The sequence below is a fragment of the Dyella koreensis genome (assembly GCF_044904565.1).
Lineage (GTDB): Bacteria > Pseudomonadota > Gammaproteobacteria > Xanthomonadales > Rhodanobacteraceae > Dyella_D > Dyella_D koreensis.
On record NZ_JADIKD010000012.1, the window covers coordinates 316,564 to 339,561 of the forward strand.

17 protein-coding genes and 1 pseudogene are annotated in these 22,998 nt (G+C 62.3%); 16 read left to right on the top strand and 2 right to left on the bottom strand.

Annotated features, from left to right (window positions below; all coding sequences use genetic code 11):
- Nucleotides 1–15 precede the first annotated feature (15 nt).
- Nucleotides 16–1,053, bottom strand: coding sequence for a hypothetical protein (locus ISS97_RS16565; protein WP_379983505.1), 1,038 nt, complete (start codon nt 1,051–1,053; stop codon nt 16–18).
- 405 nt (nt 1,054–1,458) lie between these two features.
- Here ISS97_RS16565 and ISS97_RS16570 point away from each other — a divergent pair, with 405 nt between their 5' ends.
- The 9 genes from ISS97_RS16570 (at nt 1,459) to ISS97_RS16610 (ending at nt 11,549) form a co-directional block, all read left to right on the top strand.
- Nucleotides 1,459–3,450, top strand: coding sequence for a CocE/NonD family hydrolase (locus ISS97_RS16570; RefSeq protein WP_379983504.1), 1,992 nt, complete (start codon nt 1,459–1,461; stop codon nt 3,448–3,450).
- 362 nt (nt 3,451–3,812) lie between these two features.
- Nucleotides 3,813–4,955: a cache domain-containing protein gene (locus ISS97_RS16575; protein ID WP_379983503.1), complete on the top strand. Its 1,143-nt coding sequence runs from the start codon at nt 3,813–3,815 to the stop codon at nt 4,953–4,955.
- Nucleotides 4,955–6,022: a ligand-gated ion channel gene (locus ISS97_RS16580; RefSeq protein WP_379983502.1), complete on the top strand. Its 1,068-nt coding sequence runs from the start codon at nt 4,955–4,957 to the stop codon at nt 6,020–6,022. Before ISS97_RS16575 ends, ISS97_RS16580 begins: the two co-directional genes overlap by 1 nt.
- Before the next feature lie 121 nt (nt 6,023–6,143).
- The gene (locus ISS97_RS16585; RefSeq protein WP_379983501.1) at nt 6,144–7,112 is read left to right on the top strand and encodes a phosphate/phosphite/phosphonate ABC transporter substrate-binding protein; all 969 of its coding nucleotides are present in this window, start codon (nt 6,144–6,146) and stop codon (nt 7,110–7,112) included.
- Nucleotides 7,113–7,190: 78 nt separating this feature from the next.
- A complete protein-coding gene (locus ISS97_RS16590; RefSeq protein WP_379983500.1) occupies nt 7,191–8,849 on the top strand; it encodes a tetratricopeptide repeat protein in 1,659 nt (552 codons plus the stop codon).
- A 61-nt stretch (nt 8,850–8,910) separates the two neighbouring features.
- Nucleotides 8,911–9,372, top strand: a complete 462-nt coding sequence (locus tag ISS97_RS16595; protein WP_379983499.1) for a hypothetical protein — start codon at nt 8,911–8,913, stop codon at nt 9,370–9,372.
- A 91-nt stretch (nt 9,373–9,463) separates the two neighbouring features.
- Nucleotides 9,464–9,592, top strand: coding sequence for a hypothetical protein (locus ISS97_RS16600; protein WP_379983498.1), 129 nt, complete (start codon nt 9,464–9,466; stop codon nt 9,590–9,592).
- 331 nt (nt 9,593–9,923) lie between these two features.
- A complete protein-coding gene (locus tag ISS97_RS16605) occupies nt 9,924–10,118 on the top strand; it encodes a hypothetical protein (protein ID WP_379983497.1) in 195 nt (64 codons plus the stop codon).
- Between the two features lie 60 nt (nt 10,119–10,178).
- Entirely contained in the window at nt 10,179–11,549 is a 1,371-nt protein-coding gene (locus ISS97_RS16610) for a TIGR00341 family protein (RefSeq protein ID WP_379983496.1), read from the top strand.
- A 28-nt stretch (nt 11,550–11,577) separates the two neighbouring features.
- Here ISS97_RS16610 and ISS97_RS16615 read toward each other — a convergent pair whose 3' ends face one another.
- Nucleotides 11,578–12,234, bottom strand: coding sequence for a response regulator (locus ISS97_RS16615; RefSeq protein ID WP_379983495.1), 657 nt, complete (start codon nt 12,232–12,234; stop codon nt 11,578–11,580).
- A gap of 164 nt (nt 12,235–12,398) precedes the next feature.
- Between ISS97_RS16615 and ISS97_RS16620 the strand changes: the two genes are divergently transcribed.
- From ISS97_RS16620 to ISS97_RS16650, 7 genes and pseudogenes are all read left to right on the top strand, one after another.
- Entirely contained in the window at nt 12,399–13,094 is a 696-nt protein-coding gene (locus ISS97_RS16620) for a response regulator (protein ID WP_379983494.1), read from the top strand.
- 152 nt (nt 13,095–13,246) lie between these two features.
- Complete coding sequence (locus ISS97_RS16625) at nt 13,247–13,459, top strand: hypothetical protein (RefSeq protein WP_379983493.1); 213 nt, start codon at nt 13,247–13,249, stop codon at nt 13,457–13,459.
- Between the two features lie 124 nt (nt 13,460–13,583).
- Nucleotides 13,584–14,273: a response regulator gene (locus ISS97_RS16630; protein ID WP_379983492.1), complete on the top strand. Its 690-nt coding sequence runs from the start codon at nt 13,584–13,586 to the stop codon at nt 14,271–14,273.
- Between the two features lie 375 nt (nt 14,274–14,648).
- Nucleotides 14,649–18,368: pseudogene (locus tag ISS97_RS16635) on the top strand (YadA-like family protein); the annotation flags it as partial.
- A gap of 282 nt (nt 18,369–18,650) precedes the next feature.
- Nucleotides 18,651–19,223, top strand: a complete 573-nt coding sequence (locus tag ISS97_RS16640; protein WP_379983490.1) for a fimbrial protein — start codon at nt 18,651–18,653, stop codon at nt 19,221–19,223.
- Nucleotides 19,224–19,296: 73 nt separating this feature from the next.
- Nucleotides 19,297–20,043, top strand: a complete 747-nt coding sequence (locus ISS97_RS16645) for a fimbrial biogenesis chaperone (protein ID WP_379983489.1) — start codon at nt 19,297–19,299, stop codon at nt 20,041–20,043.
- A gap of 104 nt (nt 20,044–20,147) precedes the next feature.
- Nucleotides 20,148–22,994 carry a fimbria/pilus outer membrane usher protein gene (locus tag ISS97_RS16650; RefSeq protein WP_379983488.1) on the top strand — a complete coding sequence of 949 codons (2,847 nt, stop codon included), beginning with the start codon at nt 20,148–20,150 and terminating at the stop codon, nt 22,992–22,994.
- Nucleotides 22,995–22,998 lie beyond the last annotated feature (4 nt).

Below are 22,998 nucleotides of genomic sequence, written 5' to 3' on the forward strand. Positions count from 1 at the left end.
GCTTTCGTAAGCCGCTCACTTCGCCGGCAGTTGCTTGAGCACTTCGTCGCTGAAGTAGGGCTCGTCCTCTACCCAGAAGATGTAGTCCAACCCCAGGTAGTGCTCGGCGAAATCGAGAATGTCGCGCACCGTGTTCTTCTTGCCGGTCTTGGGGTTGATCTGGCGAAGGTTTCCATCCTGCACCGCCATGCCTTTCACCAGCGCATCGGGATAGTTTTTGAAGAAGCCATAGGTCTGCGCCATGTGGCTCTTGCGGTACGGCATCAGGTCAGGCCCGCCTATTCCCATCCTTAGTCGCTGCGCTTCCGCGAACAAGCCCCGCATATAGCCCTTGTCGTTCCACGGCAGCCATTCGCCGGGTACAAAGTTCAGGTAAACCATCGGCACCGATGTCTTGAAGGAGCTGGCAAGCACCTGCATGTTCTCCCGGATGGCATCCACATAGTCCTCAGGGCGGAAACCGGCAGGGAAGGTCGTGGTTCCATCGGGGTGCTCGGTGCCGATATCGATGGAGCTTTCGCTGAAATTGATTCCCGCGATCCTTCCGTCGAACTTATGCCCTAGCTGCCGTATCAGCGCCTGATAGCGCTCACGCACCGGCTTTTCCCACATCTTTGCCGACCAGCCGTATTCGTCATCGGCCAGAGGCTTACCGGGATCGCGCTCGGGGGCGGACGCCATGCTCTGCTTGAGTACGCCACCTTGGTAGATCGGGTCAGCCAGAAGGTAGTCAGGCACGTTGCGCCGGGGCGTAAAGGACTTCTCCTGCAGCTGAATCCAGAGTTGCTTGCCTATCGAATGCAGAAAGGCGAGATCCTCTTCTATGGCACTGAAGTCATACCGACCCTTTTCGGGTTCAAGGCTTCGCCACGTATAGACAATTTGAGCGCCGCTGAAGCGAGGGTCGCGCAGTGACTTGTCTGCCTGGATATTAGCGCCGCCGGCTTCCCGGTGAGGGAAATAGATGTAGTGCTTGATCACCGTATCGGCGCTAACGGCGTTACTGCTGCCCGAAAATATCAAGAAGATGCAAAGCAGAAAAAAATATCTCATGCGTCTCTCCATGCTTCATTGCGAGATGACTCCATGGCACCGATAGGCTCAACCCGAAAGCCTGGTGCATGGACGTTGATCTTAACCAGGTATGGCCCGGATCTTTGTCATGTCGCTCCATGCTTGCCTTACAGTCCGCTGAGAAGGTGACAGGCCTTCTTCCGTCTCACCTGCGAGCGGGGAGAGGTTGGGAAGGGGGGGGCTTGAGAAAACCTCTCCTGATGCGCTTCCTCAAGTACTCACCCCTCCCCAACCCTCCCCTGCGAGCAGGGGAGGGAGCAGGTTGTGCCCGCTGAAATTCAACGCCAATTGGAGGGCGCAACAGGACAGCCGTGCGGCACTGCGCAATGTCTCTACACACTGATTCTTCTTATAGTCGGCAGCATCACCACCAGGGGAGCTCCCATGTCACGCCACCATCTGGCCTCGATCGCCGCGGCCATGGCCGCCTCGTTCTGCCTCGCCTTGCCGTACACCGCCATGGCCCAGGTCAAAGACCCGCAAGCCGAGCAGATCGCCAAACGCAACGACACCGAGAAAGCGCTGGCGGATGTCGCAGTGATCGACCGCAAGGTGATGGTGAAGATGCGCGACGGCAAGCGCATGGCCGCCGACATCTACCGACCGAAGAACGCCAAGGGCAAGTTGCCGACGATCTTTTCGCGCACGCCATACAACTTCAACTATTGGGACGTGAAGCTCGGCGCACCGCGCGACATGACGCGTCCGCTCGATGCGGTGAAGCATGGCTATGCCTATGTCGAGATGAACGAGCGCGGCCATTTCTTCTCCGAGGGCAACTACGACATTCTCGGCGCGCCGGTTAGCGACGGCGTGGATGCGGTGCGCTGGATTTCTTCGCAGCCCTGGTCCAACGGCAAAGTGGGTACCACGGGTTGTTCGTCGACGGCTGAGTGGCAGATGGCCGTGGTGTCGCAGAACGAACCGGCGCTGGCCGCCTTCAATGTGCAGGGCTTCGGCGCGGGCGTGGGCCGGGTAGGGCCGTATTACGAGCAAGGCAACTGGTATCGCGGCGGCGCGGTGCAGATGCTGTTTATCGCCTGGATCTACGACTACGGCATCCAGAATCAGGTGCGGCCACAGTTCGCCCCGAACGCCACGCAGGCGGAACTGGTCAACGCTTCGCGCTTCTTCGACCTGGCGCCGCAGATGCCGCCGGTGGATTGGGACAAGGCGTTCCGGCACCTGCCGGAGAAGGACATCATCAAGGCCGTGGGTGGCCCACCGGGCATCTTCGATACGCATATGCCAGTAGCTACCGGCGGCAACATGGTGGCGCGCGCGCCCAATGATCCGGCCTGGTACAAGGGCGGCCTGTGGCACGACAACATGAAGATCGCCAAGCCGGGCCTGTGGTTCATGAGCTGGTTCGACGTGTCGGTATCGCCCAACCTGGCGGCCTATAACGAAGTGCGCCGTACCGCACCCAAAGAGGTGGCCGACCAGCAGTACGCCGTGATTGCGCCGGTACTGCATTGCGCCTACACGCGCGCCACCGAGCACACCATGGTCGGCGACATGGACATGGGCGATGCGCGCTACGACTACAACGCCTTGGTGTTCGGCTGGTTCGACCGCTTCCTCAAAGGTGAGGACAGCGAGGTCGTGAAGAAACAGCCCAAGGTGATGTACTACCTGATGGGCAAGAACGAATGGAAGAAATCGGCGACATGGCCGCCGGCCGGCGCCACCACCAAAGCCTTCTATTTCACCAGCGCAGGCAAGGCCAACACGCTCTACGGCGACGGCAAGCTGGTCGCTCAGCCGGAGGCCGACGATCATCCCGATCAATTCGTCTACGACCCCACCAACCCCGTGCCCACCTACGGTGGCGGCGGCTGCTGCCAGGGCAATGCGGTGAAGTTCGGTTCGTATGATCAGCGCGAGCAGGAAACCCGCAACGATGTGCTGGTGTACGACACCGAGCCCTTCACGCAAGGCACCGAAGTCAGCGGGCCGATCACGGTCTCGCTGCATGTTTCCTCCAGCGCGAAGGACACCGACTTCACCTTCAAGGTGATCGACGTGTATCCGGATGGCCGCGCCTTCAACGTCACCGAGAACATCCAGCGCATGCGCTACCGCAACGGCTACGACAAGCCGCTGGCATGGATGAAGCCGGACGAAGTGGTGGCGGTGACCTTCCAGCCGATCGACACCAGTTACTACTTCAAGCCCGGCCATAAGCTGCGCGTAGCTATCTCCAGCAGCAACTTCCCGCGCTTCGATCGCAACCTCAATACGGGCGGCAACAACTACGACGAGACCGAGAGCGTCATTGCCCGCAATGCGGTGCATCACAGCCGCGCTTATCCGTCGAAGATTGAGCTGACCGTGGTGCCGACGGAGTCATTGCCCGCCGCAGGGAAGGATTGACGGACTTGCACTGAAGGGAGCCTCGAAAAATCCTTCTTCGCTCGTCATTCCGGCTTTCGCCGTGGATAGCAAGTTATTCGAGGTGTACTGAAGTCGCGATGGGCGCGGTTACGCGTCCATCGCGCTTGCATGGCTAGCCGTTCCGTCTGGGTTTCACAGGGCCTCTACGCCGCATCGACAGCGGCATTACGTCAATTCGACAGAACGGGCGTGGATCGTGGCGTAGGATCGGCGAGACCAAACGTTTGGTTTACATGGACCTCCGATCCGTCATCAAGCTCACGATAGAACGCGCCGGCTGACAGCGTTCTTTTGAACGCAAGATCCGAGACTAATGATGTTTCCTCCTGCCGAAGGCATATATGTCTTTGCGTCGACGCATCATGCTGATCAATGCGGTCGTGCTGGCGGCGGTATTCGGCCTCACGTTTATCTTTGCCGTTCTGGCGCTGCGCCATTCCTTGAATGCGGAGAAGGATCGCGCGCTGGCCAACATCGCGAAGCTCACGACTTCCGCGATACGGGATCGCGAACTGATCGTGGCGGGTTCCGCCGAGATCATTTCTGACCAGGCCTGGCTTGCCAAGACACTTCGTGCAGGAGACCGTGCGGCCCTGCTGCAGGGCACGCAGCGCACGTTCGAACATATGCGCAGTGCGTATGGCGCGAACCTCTTGCAGTTTTTCACGCCGCCCGCCGAAGCCATCCTGTTTGTCGAAAACCCCGACATGCCAGTCAAGGATTTCCGCGCCACGCGGCCGATGGTGATCGCCTCGACCGTTCACGGCGTCAGTCAGCGCGGCATGGAGCTGGGTCCAGCCGGCTTGGCGATCCGTGGCATCGCGCCCATCAAAGACGAAGCCGGCCTGGTTGGCGTGGTCGAATACGCATCGGATTTTCAGGCGCTGCTCAAGCAGGTCAGCGTGCTTACCGATTCGCAGATGGCGACGTTTATCGACGACGATCTGTGGAACAAGGCGCGGCAAAGCGACAAGGAATTTACGCCTGCGCGGGACCAGGTGCTCGACGGCAAGCGCGCGGTTTACTCCACCGACTGGGACCTGACGAGTGCGGCCGTCACGCCGGACATCATTGCGCCGACGCGAGGCAATCGCTCCACCTCGCGCGTGATCAACGGCGCCGAGTATGGCGTACTGACCATGCCGCTGATCGACTACAGTGGCCAGCAGATCGGGTTCATCGTCAGCGTATCCAGCTTTGTAAGGTTGAATACCGCTTACGTAGACAATGTCCGCCTGGCCGTCATGCGCTTTCTGCTCGGCTTTATCCTGGTATTCGGCTGGGTGACGATCCTGATCAATAGCCTGTTGCTACGGCCGCTCGCCGATCTGCAAGGCAAACTCCGCCAGCTGATTCACGGCAAGGCCGATGAGCCGATCGCCGTACCCGGGCGAAAGGACGAGATAGGGAGCCTGTTCGAGACGGCGGAGCAAGTGCGCCAGAGGCTGCATGCCGCGGCGGAATCCGCACCAAGGAGCCCGTGATGTGTCATCGATGGCTATCGCGCCTGCTTGCGCTGCTGCCGCTGATAGCCGCATCCGCCAGCCCGGCGAGCGATCTGACCCAGATGCCGGAGAACGCGCCGCGGCCGCTGCCTGTTGCGGTATCGCTTTCGATCCTGGACATACAAGGGGTCAAGGAAAACCTCAATACGCTGTTCGCCACCGTGGAGTTGCACCAGGCATGGCTGGATTCGCGTCTTGCGTTCGATCCGGTCAAGCAGGGACTGGACCGGCTGATTTATACCGACCGGGAGGCGCAGTCCTTTCTTGATCAGCATTGGAATCCGCACGTCATCGTCACCAACCTGATCAGCACCACCGGAACGCCCCAAATCGGCATCGAAGTACGGCCGGACGGTACGGTAACCGAGATCCGGACCCTCACGGCCGGCTTTTATATCCATAGCGACTATGCCGACTTTCCGTTCGATCAACAGACGTTCCCCATCGACATCGCTTCAGATCGCTACAACCGCGATGCGCTGACACTGCTGTACGGCTCGGAAGAGAAGGCCGCTTCGGCGATCGACCGTTCAGTGCATCTGGCGCAGTGGACGTTGCATGGGCTGGATGGCGAGCATTTCAGCAGCATCGGCTGGGACGGCACGAGCTTCGAGCACCTGGCCATCAAGCTGCAGGCGAAACGAAAAACCTTGCAGTATGCGCCGCAAATCTTCCTGCCTTACTTGTTCATCATGATGGCGCCGTTGCTGGTGCTGGTGATCAAGTTCGAGGACGTGTTCCAGAAGGCGACGCTGCTGAGCGGCGCAGCGCTGGCGACGATTGCACTGCAGTTCTCGGTCGCGGCGAGCTTTCCCGAGGTGGTGCTTACCGACAACATTGTGTCGCGCATGTTCTGGCTCGGCTACGCATTCCTGGTGGTGATGCTGTCGCTGATCATCACGGTCTACAACACCACGCTGCAGTTCAGGGATACCCACGTCATCAAGGAGCTGCGGATTCAGCTCAACTGGATACCGGCCGCCCTGTTTCTGGTGCTTCTGATCGGCACCGTGCTGGCACCTGTGCTTCGGCAAACGTTCTCATGACACCTTACGCCATGACTCACCGTACATCGCGGCGGCACGCTGTGGGTGTCGCGATCATCGACAAGAGGGCAGAGAGATGGGCGCACATTCAAGGTCTATCCGGTCGCATGAATCATCGGGCGTGACGTCACGGCGCCATGCCTCTGCATTTTTGCTCCGACGGCACCGCTGTCTGGCGATGGCACTGTACGCAACGCTTGCATGTACCGGGTTTGCCATGACCATCACGGAGACACGCGCCCAGGAAGGCTCCTCGACGGTTTCTTTACCGATGTACGAGGTGTCGGATGCGGTAAAGAAGGCTGACGATGTCTTTTGGTCTCATTTACAGCAGAAGCTGAAATCCGACGGCATCAACGCACCGGTCGCCCTTGCGCGTACGAACGGCGAACTGGTCGATCAGTGGGAACAGCGGGATCTGCTCTTGTCGCAGGCATGCGGCTATCCCTACGTCCATACACTGGCCGACAAAGGCATAAAGATGGTCGGCACGCCGGTTTACGCCACCAACAGCAGCCTGCCCGCCGGGGAATATCGCAGCGTGATCGTGGTGAAGGCGGATTCGCCGTACAAGACCCTGGCTGACCTGAAAGGCAAGAAGGCTGGCGTGAACGAATGGAACTCCAACAGCGGCATGAACCTGTTTCGTGCGACGGTAGCGTCTAGCTTTCCGAGCGAGGCTTTGAAGCAAGGCATCTTTTCATCGGTGACGCTTACCGAGGGACATCTCAAGAGCGTGCGTATGATCGCCGCGGGCCAGATCGATCTCGCGTCCATCGATGATGTGAGCTACGACCTGATCAGGCGCGACTATCCGGAGCTTGCCGCCAAGACGCGGATTCTGACAGTCACACCCGCGGCTCCAGGCCTTCCCCTGATCACCAGCGCGCAGACAGACGATGCCACGATTCAAAAGATGCGTACGGCGATCAAGGGGCTGATCGAGCATCCGGACGACGCTGCGTTGCGTCAGGCGCTTGCCACTATGAAGCTTACGGGCTTTGTGGTGATCGATAAACAGGATTACGTCAAGCGCATCCGCCATCTGGAAGATATGGCGCGCGACAAAGGCTATCCCACGCTGAAATAAGACGCTGCCGGACGTATGGCCGGGCAAGCCGTCACCTTGCTTGATGGGTTGCGAGTGCATTTTCTCAGGGAGGCATGCATGAACCGTTGGCGGCGTGTTGTACGCGTTATCGCGTGTGTCGTGACCCTTCTGATCGGTTGTGGCCTGGCTTACGGCCAGGACAGCGCCGCCCGGGGGAAACGCAACCCCATCGACTTCCCGACGTCGGCATCGCCGCAGGCGGAGGCGACGTTTCTTGCCGGTGTGAAGTTGCTGCATAACTTTCAGTACGACAACGCGATCGAGACCTTTCGCGGGGCCATCAAGACGCAACCCCATTTCGGCATGGCCTATTGGGGCCTGGCGATGTCCTATAACCACCCACTGTGGGGCGAGCAGGATCTGCAGGCCGCACGCGGTGTACTGGCTGAGTTCGATAAGGCGCCCGAGTCAGGCCTGAGTCCACGCGAGAAGGGTTTTATCGATGCCGTGCGGCTTCTCTATGGCGATGGTGACAAAACCGCCCGCGACACCGCGTATGCCGATGCCATGGGCAAGCTCTACGCGCAATATCCCAACGACGACGAGGTCGCCAGTTTCTATGGGTTGGCCTTGCTGGGGCTGGAAGCGGATGAGAGCCGCAGCTTTTCTCTCCTGATGAAAGCATCGGATGTGTTGGAGGCGGTTTATGCCCGCAATCCCGACCATCCAGGCGTGCTGCATTACCTTGTGCATTGCTACGACGATCCCAAGTACGCGGCGCTCGGCTTGGCCGCGGCCGACCGGTACGAAGAACTGGCCGGCGACTCCGCGCATGCCTTGCACATGCCTTCGCATATCTATCTCGACCTTGGCTTGTGGGGCAAGTTCGTCTACGCGAACGAGCGATCCTGGGTCGCCAGCAAGGCGCGTATCGCGCGCGGCAAACTCAAGCCTGGCGATTACGACATTCACGGGCTCCACACGCTGCAGTGGATGCAGTACGGCTATCTCCAACAAGGACAGATCGCCAAAGCACTGGACTGCTTGAAGGCCATGGAAAAGATCCACGCGCTCAATCCAAGCCCGATGGTGAAGTGGTACCTGGGCATGATGCTCGCCTCCTACGCGGTCGATGCGCCGAACTGGAAAGAAGCGAATATGTCGCTCGATCTGAAAGGTATCGAGCTGGCGGCGCCGACCAGCGACCTGTTCGCGGGCGGTCTGGTTGCGATACGCGAGGGGCACACAGATATGCAGCCGGTGATCAAGCAGATCGGCGATCTCGTCGACAGCCGCAAGCATGCTAATGAAGGGATGGCCGGCCACCACGACGAGTCGTTCTTCACCAGCTTCTATGCCACCAGCATCGCACCCGCCCACATCATGCAGACCGAATTGCAGGCCATGCAGCTACTGGCCGAAGGCAGCAGGCAGGATGCGATCAGTCATCTGATCGATGCCGCCGCGGAAGAAGACAAATTGCCGATCGGCTACGGCCCGCCCGTGCCGGTCAAGCCATCCGTGGAGTTGCTCGGCGAGGTGTACCTGAAACTGGGGCGCCCGGTGAATGCCATGCGCGCGTTCGAGGTGGCACTGATTCGCTATCCCAATCGCGCAGCGTCGTTGGTCGGCCTGGCGACAGCCGCGAAACTCGCGGGCGACCGGGAGACCGAAACGCGAGCGGAGGAGGGGCTTCGCACCATCCGCGGTAACGCTGCCGTCAATGACCAGGGCTGGAAGGCATGGCCTTGTAAAGAATGCTCGGCGCCACATTGAACTGGGTTGCAAATACCCCCGAAGCAGCAGGTATGCTCGGCCTGCGTCAGTGGCGTGAATCTTGAAGCTGGCCAAGGAGGCGTTCGTGAGCAGCGGAAACCGACGCGAGAACCAAGTGGATTTGGAGCGCCTCACCGTAGACGGCCGCCCTCTTGTGCGGCGCTCGGAAGATCTCAACGCGATGACGCTCGACGAGCCCGACGCCGGCCTCTACCGCCGCGAGATGTCCACCCCTCGCTCCACCTACGATCCCTTTCAGGCGAACTTCGGCGAAGTATCGCTGGCTGAAGGCCTGCGCTCGAAGCACAGCAAGCACCGTCAACGCGTATGGGCCTGGTTGCTGCTGGTATTGCCGTCGGCTTTTCTTGGTTGCCTTGGCACGTTGCAGGCATGGGATGACGTGACTTTCGGTGAGTCCGGCTACCTGAAGGCGGCATTGGGGGCAGTCTTCTGGTGGCTGCCTACGGCGTTCTGGCTTCTTGTGATGTATCGCCGGCCTGCAGCGACGTCGAAGCACACGTAGACGCCACCGCGCTTCCATCGCCGCCGTGCATGGCAAGCCACTGATCGTACCGCCGCCGCACCAGCCGCTGGATGCTCGTGCGGGCGGAGGGATGTGCATCGTATTGCGTGGCGGCGACCATCACCTGATCGCCCAGCGTCTGGTGCACGGCGCAGGTGGTCATATGTTCGGTGCGCGCAATGTCATCGACCATCTGCAAGGCAGGGTCGGGCAGGGATGAAGCACGCGCGGCCACGCTGATGGCCAGACACACACATGCGCACACAGACATCTTCTTCATGGCCATAGACTCCCGTCTGGCATGGCCGGCATCGGCGCCAGAGTCTGTCGGTGGTGTTTCATTCCGGGTTGGATGCCCGGAAGGCTAAAGGGGTTTAGAACGTTGGCCGGGAATGGCCTGCGTGACCATAGATACGGCTACTGCCGCGCCGGTTGCATGGCAAATGACGATGGCCACGCGCAAGCTGAATTAGGCCGCGTCTGATATTTCGCCGTGCGTTCCTTGGGGATCATGACTCGATGGCGGGCATCACGCCCCGCAGGAGCATCCCATGGGGAACCAGGTCCATTACCACGTCATTCGCGCTACGCATGGCCAGTGGCAAGTGCTGCGCGAGCGCCAGCCGATCATCGTCCGCCGCGACCTGTTCGAAGCCGTCGATCTCGCCACCCGCTTCGCCGAGCGCGAAGCCCTGGTGGGTACATCCCGCGTCAAGGTGACTTGGAGCCGCGGGTTGTCGCACTGAGCGCACGGGACACATCCGGCGCCGCATCTTTCTTTCATTCCACCCGGCAAGTACCCACCCATGAATAAGGTTACTGACGCGCCGTCGCATCGGTCGGCGCAGCGTGCACGATGGTTCTGGCACGGGCGGCGCTCGCGCATCGTGCGTGGCGTGGATCATGCCGCCGTCATGTCCAATGTGATGGATGGCGGCATGCTCACGCCGCGTTATGCCTTTATGGCGGTGATGTCGTGCGGCATTGCGATTCTCGGTCTGCTGCAATCGTCAGCCGCGGTGGTCATCGGCGCCATGCTTATTTCGCCACTGATGGGGCCCATCGTGCAGCTCGGCTTCTCGCTGTGCGTGGTGGACTTCCGCATGATGCGGCAAGCCCTGGTGGCGCTGATGGCCGGCGTTGCGATGGCTTTGCTGATGGCGATGTGCATCGTGTGGCTGTCTCCGCTGAAGGAGGCCACCAGCGAAATCCTGGCGCGCACGCAGCCCACGCTGTTCGATCTGCTGGTGGCCGTCTTCTCCGGCCTGGCCGGCGGTTACGCGGTGATCACCCGCAAGGGTGAGGCGATTGTCGGCGTGGCGATCGCCACGGCATTGATGCCGCCGCTGGCTGTTGTGGGCTACGGCCTGGCGGTGGGCGATACGCATATCGCTGGCGGCGCGTTCTTCCTGTTCATGACCAACCTGCTGGCGATCGCGCTAAGCGTGACGTTGATCGCCAAGTGGTATGGCTTCGGCATCGACAACTCGCCGCAGCACACGGTGTGGCAGGCGGGCGTGATCGTGGTGACCTTCGTGCTGCTGGCCATTCCGCTGGGATTGGCCTTGCGCAACATTGCCCAGTCAACCTGGACAGCCAATCTGGCCCGCGCGGAAATCCAGGCCTATCTCGACCAGCAGCACGGCAGCATTGAGCGCCTTAAGGTGGAGAGCCATGACCAGCAAGTCGCGGTGAACCTGATGGCGATGGTGCCCGAGTACGTCCATGGCGCTCAGGAAGCACTGAAAGCCAGGCTGGAGCAGCGCCTCAAGCAGGAGGTCACGATCCAGTTCCGCCAGACACTGGAAGCCAACGACCGCCTGCTGCGCGACCGCAGCAGCCTGGACGAGCTGCGCGCGCATGTGGCGGACCTCGACGGGCAGCTTGCGCAAATGAAGATGCAGGCAGGCATGGATGTTGCCTCGCGCATACACGATCTGCTGTATCGACAGCTCGGCGAGGTTTCTATCGACGTGCTGGAACACAAAGTCGTGGTGCATCTCGCCCAGGGCACGCATTTGGACGAGGCAGGCATCCAGGCGCTGGATAGCGCATTGGAGCAGGTCGAGCCGGGTTGGCAGATCGAAGTCCTGTCCGCTCCCATCGGACACGACACCGTGAATTCGGAGGGCGCGCCGCTGGAATCGACAGGCTCGGAACCGAGCCGGGCACCGTAACCTCGCGGCCGCGACTAGCCGTGCTGACTCAGGAGATCTCGGGCGGCGGTACCAGCCCCACCTCCGAGGCGAACTTGAACAAGTCCGCGTCGGAGGCGATACCCAGCTTGGCCATGGCACTCACTTTTTGCGTGCTCACGGTCTGCTTGCTTCGGCCGAGCTGCTTGGCGATCTCCATGATGCTGTTGCCGGCGACATAGAGAGAGATCACCTCGGACTCCCGGGGCGATAACTTGGTAATGGGCTTGTCGCCGGAAAGCGATTGCACGATGGCAGCGATGGCCGGCGAGTAATAGCGGCGCCCCACATGCGCGGCTTGCACGGCAGGCGCGACATGAGCGATGTCGTCCGCCTTGCTGAGCAGGTTCTGGATGCCCTTGGCCAGCAAGGTACGGATCAGCACCGGCTTGTCGATGGCGGTGATCACCACAATGCGAAGCGCCGGGTAACGCTCGGCGAGGAAGGAAAGCAGGTTGAGTCCATCGCCGTAGCGGCCACCCGGCATCGCGTAGTCGGTCACCAGCACCTGGCAGGGCTGGGCATCCAGCAGGGTGACAAGTTCGGATGAGTCGCGCGCCGAACCGATCCGCCGGATTGTCGGAACATCATCCAGGGCGGCCTCGATGCCGAGCCGGATCACCGGATGGTCGTCGGCGACAGCGACGCGAATGTGGTTGCTATCCATGGTGACCGCCGATAAGGGTTCGACCAAGGCGCCCATAGCGCCATCTGGTGCCGCGAAAGCGGCCGTAGTATATGGCACCACGGGCGCGTTGATGCCCTGTGGAAACAAGGCGCCGTCCTGCGGTGGGCGGGGCGTGACGATATGACGACGTCCGGGAGCATCGCTTGACCATTCGAGTTGCGGTTGCGGATGACCATCCGGCCATGTTGGCTGGCATGGAGCAATTGCTGTCCGGCTTCGCGGACGTCACCGTCATTGGCCTGGTGACGGATTCAACCAAGCTGGTGGAGCTGCTGGGAGGCACTGCCTGTGATGTCGTGGTCACCGATTTTTCGATGCCGAAAGGGCGCTATGGCGACGGCATTTCGTTATTGAGGTTCCTACAGCGCAGGTTTCCCACGGTGAAGCTAATCGTGCTCACCGGGGTAGAAAGCGAAACCGTTCTGCGCAGCATTCTGGCCATCGACGTTCGCATCATCGTCAGCAAGGCCGACGACTATGCCTGCCTCGAAACGGCCATCCATCGGGCACGCGATAAGAAGGATTTTTTGTCGCCGGAAATCGAGCGCCTTTTGCAGGCGGCATCCACCAGTCAGACAGGTGCGCCGGATACGCCTGGGCAACTCAGCAAGCGCGAGACCGAAGTGTTGCGGCTCTTCGCCGAGGGGCTCTCGGTGTCGCAGATCGGCGACCGCATCGGTCGTAGCCGTAAAACCGTGAGCGCACAGAAAGTCACCGCAATGAAAAAACTCGGCTTGCAACACGACGTCGATATTTTTCGTTATGCGGTAACGCATGGCCTGGTTCCAGCTTCACAGTCCGCGCGGGAAAGCGCGAAGGACACCGAAGGGAATATGTGATCCGTGTCGCCGAATCGAGTGGCGATGCTGTCGAGAACGGCTGATTAGGCACCGTCCCATAGTTCACCTAAGTGCGCGTCCTTAGGCTCTTTTGAAAGCGGGCATGATCGACATGATCCGCACAGATAACGTCGCACTGCGGGTACACGGACGTGGAAGAAGCCAACGAAGCTAAGGTCTCCATGTTGTTGCTGGGCTTCTGCAATTTGAGCAAGACGGAGCAGGACCTCTTTGTTGAAGGGTTGAACAGATTCCTGTTCGTCTCTCCCGGCAAGCGGCGCCAGTTGATCGAGCGCCTGAAGAAAGCCAGTCATGCCGAGAACGCCAAAAGGGAGCTTCGCGCAAGCGGAGAAGCCCGCCTGTAGTTGCGTACCGGCTCTTCCTGCGAATGGCCGGCTTCAATTACGACCGGTCCGATGGTGGCGAAAAGAGCCGTGACGACAATGAGAGACCTCATTGCCTGTTGGCGATAGCCCTCGGAGTGAAGTCATGATTCCTCGCATTGTTCTGGCAGGCGACCAGCCGGTCGCTCTCATCGGCATAGCTGAAGCCATTGCGCGCAGTGGCGTCGGCCTTGTGACCGGCCAGGCAGCCAGCATGGATGAGCTGCAGGACATTCTGCAGACGGGATGGTGCGACCTGATCGTCACCGATTTCCGTATGCCAGAACGCGATCGCACCGGAGGGCTCGCGCTACTGCAGGACATACGCACTGCCTATCCTAAGATTCCGCTGGCCGTGATGACCGGCATGGACAATCCCGCGATCCATCACGCCGTGCTTTCGATGGGTGTGAAGGCGCTTATCAGCAAATCGGATCGACTCAACGAGATTCCGCAGGCCATCAAGGAAGTGATGCTGGGAAGCACCTATCTCAGCACAACCGTGCTCCTGGCGATTGTGCAGGGCGGCTTGCCACTGGATTTCCAGCAGCCGCGACTCAGCTGCCTGGGGCGTGAGGAATGCCGGATCGTCAGCGCCCTGGCGGCCGGTTCGTCGGTCGAAGACATCGCCTCGAAGCTGGGCGTCTCCACCGCCATCGTGTTCTGGCGAAAGCATGCTGTCATGCGCAAGCTGGGCGCGCGTTCGGACCGCGAACTCTTTGCCTATCTGGACGAACTGGCCGGGTTGCCCGGCGAATGGTTTGTCGATGAAGAGCCCATGCCTGAGCTGGCGTGAGTCGTGATTTTGTTGCGTGTCGCCATGCGCAGATAGTCGCGTGGCGATCGAAAGAACATGCGATAGCGCCGCCGCGACGCCCGACTCAGGGGCTGGCGATGCCCCAAACACGCCGTTCTTAAGCCATCGCAAGGCGATTTAGGCCCGGTCCGATACTTCGGCGCCCCCTCGATTCCTAACATCGTTCTCGTGCCCGGAAGTTCAAACACCAGGCATGCGTGCCCAGACAGAGCGGCGCGCGCCCGATCCCGGGCACCCGTAACCACCACAGGGCTTCGGAAACGCGCGAACCGTTCGCGCGGTGGAGCCATGCGCCCTCGAGAAGGGGCGCCGACTCACTCGACGTCTTTGAGAGGAAAACGAATGAACACCATCTATCGCATCGTCTGGAACGCCGCCACGAACAAGTGGATCGTGGCCTCCGAGCTGGCCAAGGGCCGCAAGAAGGGCTCCACGAAGTCGGCCGCCTCGCTGATGCTGCTGGCCGGCATGGTGGGCGGTCTGGGGCTGGCACATCAGGCTGAAGCTGCAACGACCACGCTCAACCCTACGGCGACGGCAAGCTGCGGCACACCGGCGAACGGCGCTCTACTGAATCCGGCTTGGACTGACGGCACGTCTCTCTGCGGCACCGCCGTGGGTGAAGCGGCTGTTGGATTTCAGGGCGGCTCAGCTTTCGGCGATCACGCCAGTACGAGCGGCTTCTACGGTGTGGCGCTGGGTGCTTATAGCTCGGCGGCGTCGCACGCGACGGCGGTAGGCCCGAGCGCCATGGCGCTGGGTTCTGACAGCTTCGCTGGCGGTGTGAATGCGACCGCTAATGGCACGGCCTCGGTCGCCATCGGCAACCGGGCGGCGACGCAGCAGGCCTATGCCACAGCAGCGGGCAATAACGCCTTGGCGCTGACGAATTCGTCTGTCGCGATGGGCAGCAATGCAACGGCCGGTTCCGTCGATGGTAGCGGCAATCCGATTGGGGCCAACCAGATCGCTCTGGGCATGGGCACGCTGGCGCTCGCGGATCGCTCTGTTGCGCTTGGCGCGGGAGCCACTGTTGACGCTTCAGCGGCCTATGGCATGGCCATGGGCCGCACTGCCCATGTGACCGCGACGGGCGTGAATGCGGTGGCGCTGGGACAGGCGAGCGTGGCCGATCGCGCCGACACCGTTTCGGTGGGTGCGGTTGGCAGCGAGCGCCAGGTGGTCAACGTGGCCGCCGGTACGCAGAACACCGACGCCGTAAATCTGTCGCAGCTCAAGAATACCGCGCAGAGCGTGGCCGGCGCGCTGGGCGGCAGTAGTACAGTGAATGCGGATGGCACGATCACCGCGCCGAGCTACACCGTGGCCGATCTCAGGAACGGCGGCAACAAGACCGTCAACAGCGTGGGCGATGCGCTGACGCAGCTCAATGCCAACACGACCAACCTGGATGGCCGCGTCACCACGAATACCAACGACATTGCGCAGATCCGCAGGTACAGCAAGGTCAACGGTACGGTCGCGTCCTCCGCCACGGGCGCCAATACGATCGCCATCGGTAACGGCGCGCAGTCGAACGTCGCCGGCACCGCCGACGGCAACATCGCGATTGGCTCCAATGCGAAGAACCAGAACACCGGCGCGGGTGCCATCGTGATGGGCCGCAATGCGACGATCCAGGGCACCGGTGGCAACGCGGCGGTCACCGGCGCAGGCTCCATTGCGCTGGGTGATAACGCCAACATTTATGGCAACAACTCGATTGCCATCGGCGCGAATGCTCGGGCCACGCATTCGGGCGATATCGCCGTGGGTGGCGGGGCAGCGGTAACGGGTAACAGCTCGATTGCCTTCGGTATCAACGCATCGGCTTCGGCTGACAATGCCATCGCCCTTGGTGCGAGCGCTGTGGCCAACCGCAACAACACCCTTTCCGTCGGCTCGGCCACGAGCACGCGACAGGTGGTGAACGTGATGGCGGGTACCCAGTCAACCGACGCGGTCAACCTGGGCCAGTTGTCGCCGGTGGTCTCAGCACTGGGGGGTACCGTCAATGCGAACGGCAGTATCACCACGCCGACCTACACCGTGCAGGGCACGGGTTACCGCGATGTCGCCAAGGCATTCGAGGCGATCGACGGCAACGTCACCAGCATCAGGACGGATATTACGGGCCTCGATCAGCGCGTGACGGTCAACGAGAGCAATGTCACCAACCTGATGGAAGGCAAGGTGGGCCTGGTGCAGCAGGCGGACGCGAACGCAGCCGTCACGGTGGCAGCTGCTACCGGCGGCAGCGCGGTGAACTTCGCCGGCACGGCGGGCGATCGCCAGCTCAAGGGCGTGGCGGCGGGTACCGCCGACAACGATGCGGTGAACGTGGCGCAGCTGAAGTCGGCCGGCCTGATCGGCGACAGCGGCGACGTGGCCAATGTGGTGACCTACGACAGCGCCGCGAAGAATGCGGTGACGCTGGGTGGCAGCGCGGCGTCCGTGCCGGTGGCGCTGAAGAACGTGGCCAGCGGCGAGCTGAGCAGCACCAGCACCGACGCGGTGAACGGCTCGCAGTTGTACGCAACCAATCAGCAGGTGGCCAAGAACACGGGCGACATCACGACGATCAACAATCAGTTGGGCAAGGTCGTCGCCAACAACAAATACATCGACATCAAGAGCGGTACGTGGTCGAGTGATGTTGCAGCATCAGCTGGCAACGGCTCGATGGCCATCGGTGCGAACGCGCAAGCGCCCGGCATGTCGTCGGTGGCACTCGGCGGCAATACCAGGGCCACCGGAGGTGACTCAACTGCCGTCGGCCGCGGTGCGCAGTCCGCGATGCAGGGTACGGCCGTTGGTGCAAGCACTCGTGCGAACAACACGGCAGCGACGGCGATCGGTTTCCGTGCCGACGCCAGCGGAGTGGGCAGCACGGCGACTGGTTATGGTGCCGTCGCGTCTGGCGACCGTGCGGTGGCCATGGGGTCTGGCGCTACCGCTTCGGGCGACAACTCGCTCGCGCTGGGTCGCCTGTCCACGGCATCGAACAACAACGCGGTCGCACTCGGCCAGGGCTCGGCGACGGACCGCGATAACAGTGTCTCGGTCGGCTCTGCGGGCAAAGAACGCCAGATCACCAACGTGGCCGACGGCACCGAAGAGACCGACGCTGTGAATCTGCGTCAGCTCAAGAAATCCGGTCTGGTCGCCAGCGATGGCAGCACGATGGATGCGGTGGTGTACGACGCCGGCTCCAATCGCGGCCAGATCACTTTCGGTGGCATGAACGGCACGCTGTTGACCAATGTGGCGCCGGGCCGCATCGCCAACGGCAGCATGGATGCCGTCAACGGCAGCCAGCTGTGGGGCGTGCAGGACCAGATCAACAAGATGGGCGATCGCGTCACCAACGTCGAGAACACTCTGGTGCAGCCGATCGCGCCAGTGGATCCGGTGAATCCCGTGAATCCGGTCGCTCAGGACCCGCACTTCGCTTCCAACGGCGATGCCGACAAGTCGGCGGTGGCGACAGGTGCCAGCAGCGTGGCGGCAGGCGAGAACGCGCAGGCCACCGGTGCGAACAGCACGGCGGCGGGCGCGGGCAGCATCGCCTCCGGCAACAACAGCGTGGCGACGGGTTCGGGGGCGCAGGCAACGGCCAGCAATGCGGTCGCGCTGGGCAACAACTCGGTGGCCGATCGTGCCGATACGGTGTCGGTGGGCTCGGTGGGCGGCGAGCGCCAGATCGCCAACGTCGCCGCCGGCACGCAGCGCACCGATGCCGCCAACTTCGGCCAGCTGCAGGACGCCGTGAGCGGCGTGCAGAACTGGGCCAGCGATCGCTTCGACGGACTGAGCAAGAAGCTCAACGACAACCAGCGTCAGGCCAACCGCGGTATCGCCGCTTCGGCGGCCCTGGTCAACAACATGCCGTACCTGCCGGGCAAGACCACGTTGAATGCCGGTGTGGCGGCCTATCGCGGGCAGAGTGCGCTGGGCGTAGGCATGTCGCGCTGGAACGATAGCGGCCGCTTCAACGTCAATGCGGGCGTGTCCGCTGCCCGTGGCGATGCTCCGATCTTCCGCGTTGGCGTGGGCGTAGTGCTCGGGGACTGACGCGAGAAGAACCCGTCACCCAACGATTGGATCTTGCCTGACCAAGGATGACGGCTTCGGCCCGGATGCACGGCATCCGGGCCATTTTTTTGGCCGTCCATCTGCCTGAGTGAAGAGGGCAATGTTTATCGATCAATTAAGACCGGTCCCATGTTTCGCCCCGGGCGTTCTCTCGATGATCTGCGGGCCTTCTCCCTACCTGCTTAACCACGCTGTCCGGTGGTGAAGGCGAGCGCCGACACGGCGATCAACCAACAACATCTGTCCCCAAGGATTTCATCCATGAAGCACATCAAGCTTGCCTCCGCGATCGCCGTCATCATGGGCATCGCTTTCGCCGGTTCGGCCGTCGCGGCCAACAACAGCGGCACCATCACCTTCACCGGCGCCGTCAACGACGTCACCTGCACCGTCAAGGGCGGCTCGGGCTCCGACGGCGGCACGGGCGACTTCGTCGTCGGCCTGACCCCGGCTGACGCCAGCCAGCTGGCTGCCGCCGGCGACATCGCCAACCCGAAGCGCTTCGACGTGCAGATCGGCGGCCCGGGCCAGGGCACCTGCACCGACGGCAAGATCGGCGCCATGTCGTTCGAGACCGCCAGCCCGCAGATCGACGCGGCCACGGGCGCGCTGCGCAACGTGCTGGCCGGTGAAGCCACCAACGTGCAGGTCCAGCTGGCTGACGCCGCTGGCACGGTGATCAACCTGGCCGATCCGAGCTTCTCGGTGCCTTTCACGATCGACGCGAACAACACCGCGATCATCCCGTACACCGCGCAGTACCTGGCTGTGAACGGCGCGGCGACCCCGGGTCTGGTCCGTACCGACGTGCTCTACAAGGTCGTCTACAACTAAGTAGCGGCGCTTGAAGCGATGCATCGGCGGACGTTCAGACGTCCGCCGATGCCCAACTCTCTTGAGGTGATGTATGACTAACGTAATGCGCTATGCCATGGCTGGCCTGCTCGTATGCGCCGGCATGTTTGCCGCTCGCTCTGAAGCCAGCGTGGTGATCGGCGGCACGCGTGTGGTGTACCCCGCCCAGGACAAGGAAGTCACGATCAAGCTCAACAACGAGGGCAGCAAGCCCGCACTCGTGCAGGTGTGGCTTGATGATGGTGATGAGAAGTCGACTCCCGATGCGGCCAAGGTGCCGTTTACGGTGTCGCCCCCGATTTTCCGCATGGACCCGGGTAAGGGCCAGGCCGTGCGTGTGGTGTACACCAAGGAAGCGTTGCCCACAGACAAGGAAACGCTGTTCTGGGTGAACGTGCTGGAAGTGCCGCCGAAGGCATCCGACGACGGCCGCAACCTGCTGCAGTTCGCTTTCCGTACCCGCATCAAACTGTTCTTCCGTCCACCGGGCCTCGCCGGTGAAGTCAACGCCGCACCGGAAAAGCTGACCTGGAAACTGGTCAATGGCGAAGGCGGCAAAGGCGTAGCACTGCAGGTCACCAACCCCACGCCGTATCACGTCAACTTTGCGCATGTCGGCCTGAAGATCGGCGAGCGCAGCGTGACGGAGAAGGGCGGTGGCATGGTGGTGCCCGGCGGTACCTGCACGTTCCCGCTCAAAGAGCTCACCAGCCGCCCGAGCGGTGACGTGAAAGCGCAGTTCGACGTCATCACCGATTACGGCGCGGTCAACACCATGGTGCAGCCGCTCGCCCCGTAAGCCTCAGCAACCCGTCGATACACCGTTCGGTTTTCCTGTTTCGCACCGCGCCTTGCGCGGCCTGCGAAGCGCATTGACGCGCGCAAGCGCCGGAGATGTTCCGCATGCTTCCCATGTCACCAGGATCGAAAGCAGACAAGACCGGAGCGCCGTGGCGCCTCGCGTTGCTGCCTGCCTTGCTCCTGAGTGCCCTGGCGCAGCAGGCGCGTGCGGCGGATCCCGCCGCAGCGACCGGGGCCGATCCGGCATCCGGCGCCATCAGCTTCGACGCGGGATTCTTTCCGGCGGGCGCGGCGCCCAAGGTCGATCTGTCGCGCTTTGAGAAGGGTAATGTCGTGCTGCCGGGCACGTACCGTGGTGACGTCATCGTCAACAAAGTCTGGCAGGCGCGCACGGATATCGTGTTCGCGGCTGAGCCGGGTACTGACAATGCGCAGCTCTGTTTCGACGCTGCTGCGCTGAGCCGTTTCGGCGTGGACTGGAAGAAGGTTGCCGCCAACACCGAACACCCACCGCTCAAGGCGGTGCCGACGGGGCAGTTCTGCGGGCCGATCGGCGATTACGTGCCGGGTGCCACGTCGGAGTTCGACAGCGGCTCGCAAGAGCTGTCCATCTTCGTGCCGCAGATCTACAGCAACCGTGCGGCCCGCGGTTATGTCGATCCCTCGCAATGGGATGCCGGCATCAATGCGGGCGTGCTGGGCTATACCGGCAACCTGTATCGCACCAGTGGCAGCGGCGACGGCCGGACCAGCGGTTACCTCAGCCTCAACGCCTCGATGAACTTAGGCTCATGGCATGCCGTGCATATGGGCTCCCTGAGCTGGACGTCGGGCACCGGCAAGCACTACCAGAACAGCGCCTCGTATCTGCAACACGACATTCCGTCGTGGCGCGCGCAGCTGGTGGCGGGCGATACCTTCACTACTGGCGAGCTGTTCGACAGCGTGCGCCTGCGCGGCGCGCGCGTGTACAGCGACGATCGCATGCTGCCGCAATCGATGCGCGGCTATGCGCCGGTGGTGCGCGGTGTGGCGGAGACCAATGCGCACGTCATCATTCGCCAGAACGGTTACATCGTGTACGACGCCAACGTCGCGCCGGGTCCGTTCGCCATCGACGACCTGTACCCCACCGGCTACGGCGGTGACCTGGACGTGGAAGTGACCGAAGCGGACGGGCGCATCAAGCGCTTCGCGGTGCCGTTCTCTGCGGTTGCCCAGCTGCTTCGCCCGGGCCAGAACCGGTGGAGCGTTTCGGCGGGCAAGGTCTCGCAGCTGAATCTGATCAATGCGCCCAACGTAGTGCAGGGCACCTTCCAGCGCGGCCTGAGCAACAGCCTGACCGGTTATGCCGGTGCGACCTGGGGCACGGGTTATCGCTCGGTACTGGCCGGCGCGGCATTCAATACCGGGATCGGTGCGTTTTCCGCCGATATGACGCAGGCGCGCAACCAGGTGCCGGGCCAGTCGGCGACGCAGGGCCTCAGCCTGCGCCTGGGCTACAACAAGAACTTTATCGATACGGGCACCAACTTCGCGGTGGCTGCGTATCGCTATTCGACCAGCGGCTACGTGAGCCTCGCCGATGCGGTGAGTCTGCGTGACGCGGCGGCGCGTGGCTATGGCGATGGCGCGGTGCCGCGTCAGCGCAACCGCATGGACGTCAACATCAACCAGACCCTGGGTAGCGGCTACGGCCAGCTGTTCGTGATGGGCTCGATGCGCGATTTTTGGCAGGGCGCCGGCAAGCAGGTCGATTTCTCGGCCGGCTATAGCAATCAGTGGAAGTCGATCAACTACAGCTTTTCGGCGCAGCGGACCCGCGAGAGTGCGAGCCAGCGGAGCGTGCCCGGCATCGGTGCGATCGACCGCATCCCGGGTGCATTGGATGGCTTCGATACGATCAACTTGCCCGGTCGCCGCGATACGCGCCTGTTCTTTACCGTCAGCATGCCGCTGGGCCGCAGCGATCGCGCGCCGCAGCTGACGGCTCTGGTCAATCACGCCAAGGAAGGTGGCACCAGCAGCCAGGCCACGGTGAGTGGTACCTACGGCGCGGACAACCGTATCGGCTACGGCGCCACTATTGGCCACGCCGACAGCGGCAATACGCTCAATTTGAACGGCCAGTACAACAGCCCGCTTGCGCAGCTGTCGAGCGGATACAGCCGCGGCAATGGCTATCAGCAGGTGAGTGCCAGCGCGTCGGGCAGCGTGATCGTTCACGGCGGCGGCGTCACTTTGTCGCCGCCCACCGGCGACACCATCGGTCTGGTCCATGCGCCCGGCGCGGCCGGTGCCGCCGTGTCGAACGGGCAGGGCTCAGCCGTGGATTCGCGCGGCTACGCCGTCGTACCGAACCTGCTGCCGTATCAGCTCAACACCATCACGCTCGATCCCAAGGGCACCGATGCTGGCGTGGATATCAAGGCGACCACGGTCAACGTCGCGCCGCGTGCCGGCTCGGTGGTTCTGTTGAGCTACGAAACCAGCAGCGGCCGCGCGCTGATGATCGAAACCACCTTGCCGGATGGTCGACCGGTGCCGTTCGGTGCCGACGTGTTCGACGAGAAGGGCGACAGCGTGGGCGTGGCCGGCCAGGCCAGCCGGCTGTTTATCCGCGACATGCAGGCCTCCGGCACCTTGACCGTGAAGTGGGGCGAGGACGCCGCGAATGCCTGCCGCATCCATGTGTCGGTGCCGCCGGCCGCCAAGGGGCGACAGGCCGACCTGGAGACGATTCACGCCGCGTGTGAAACCGTGAGTCCGGCGGCGGCGCAGAAGTCCGAGGTGCCGGGCAAACCCGTGGCCATGCTCGATGCCATGCAGCGTTATCCCGGCGTCTACGGCACACCGTCCATGCATGGAGGTCGTTTCGCGCCCGCCACCATCCATCACGCCGATCGCTATCGCGATGCTTCCGGCATGTCCGCGAGGGCCACAGGATGAACAT

What these genes read in the sequence shown, in the direction of transcription:
- ISS97_RS16640 (WP_379983490.1), top strand. Translation starts at nt 18,651, where the DNA reads ATGAAGCACATCAAGCTTGCCTCCGCGATCGCCGTCATCATGGGCATC.
- ISS97_RS16615 (WP_379983495.1), bottom strand. Translation starts at nt 12,234, where the DNA reads ATGGATAGCAACCACATTCGCGTCGCTGTCGCCGACGACCATCCGGTG.
- ISS97_RS16580 (WP_379983502.1), top strand. Translation starts at nt 4,955, where the DNA reads ATGTGTCATCGATGGCTATCGCGCCTGCTTGCGCTGCTGCCGCTGATA.
- ISS97_RS16605 (WP_379983497.1), top strand. Translation starts at nt 9,924, where the DNA reads ATGGGGAACCAGGTCCATTACCACGTCATTCGCGCTACGCATGGCCAG.
- ISS97_RS16610 (WP_379983496.1), top strand. Translation starts at nt 10,179, where the DNA reads ATGAATAAGGTTACTGACGCGCCGTCGCATCGGTCGGCGCAGCGTGCA.
- ISS97_RS16650 (WP_379983488.1), top strand. Translation starts at nt 20,148, where the DNA reads ATGCTTCCCATGTCACCAGGATCGAAAGCAGACAAGACCGGAGCGCCG.
- ISS97_RS16575 (WP_379983503.1), top strand. Translation starts at nt 3,813, where the DNA reads ATGTCTTTGCGTCGACGCATCATGCTGATCAATGCGGTCGTGCTGGCG.
- ISS97_RS16630 (WP_379983492.1), top strand. Translation starts at nt 13,584, where the DNA reads ATGATTCCTCGCATTGTTCTGGCAGGCGACCAGCCGGTCGCTCTCATC.
- ISS97_RS16570 (WP_379983504.1), top strand. Translation starts at nt 1,459, where the DNA reads ATGTCACGCCACCATCTGGCCTCGATCGCCGCGGCCATGGCCGCCTCG.
- ISS97_RS16645 (WP_379983489.1), top strand. Translation starts at nt 19,297, where the DNA reads ATGACTAACGTAATGCGCTATGCCATGGCTGGCCTGCTCGTATGCGCC.
- ISS97_RS16565 (WP_379983505.1), bottom strand. Translation starts at nt 1,053, where the DNA reads ATGAGATATTTTTTTCTGCTTTGCATCTTCTTGATATTTTCGGGCAGC.
- ISS97_RS16590 (WP_379983500.1), top strand. Translation starts at nt 7,191, where the DNA reads ATGAACCGTTGGCGGCGTGTTGTACGCGTTATCGCGTGTGTCGTGACC.
- ISS97_RS16600 (WP_379983498.1), top strand. Translation starts at nt 9,464, where the DNA reads ATGTGCATCGTATTGCGTGGCGGCGACCATCACCTGATCGCCCAGCGT.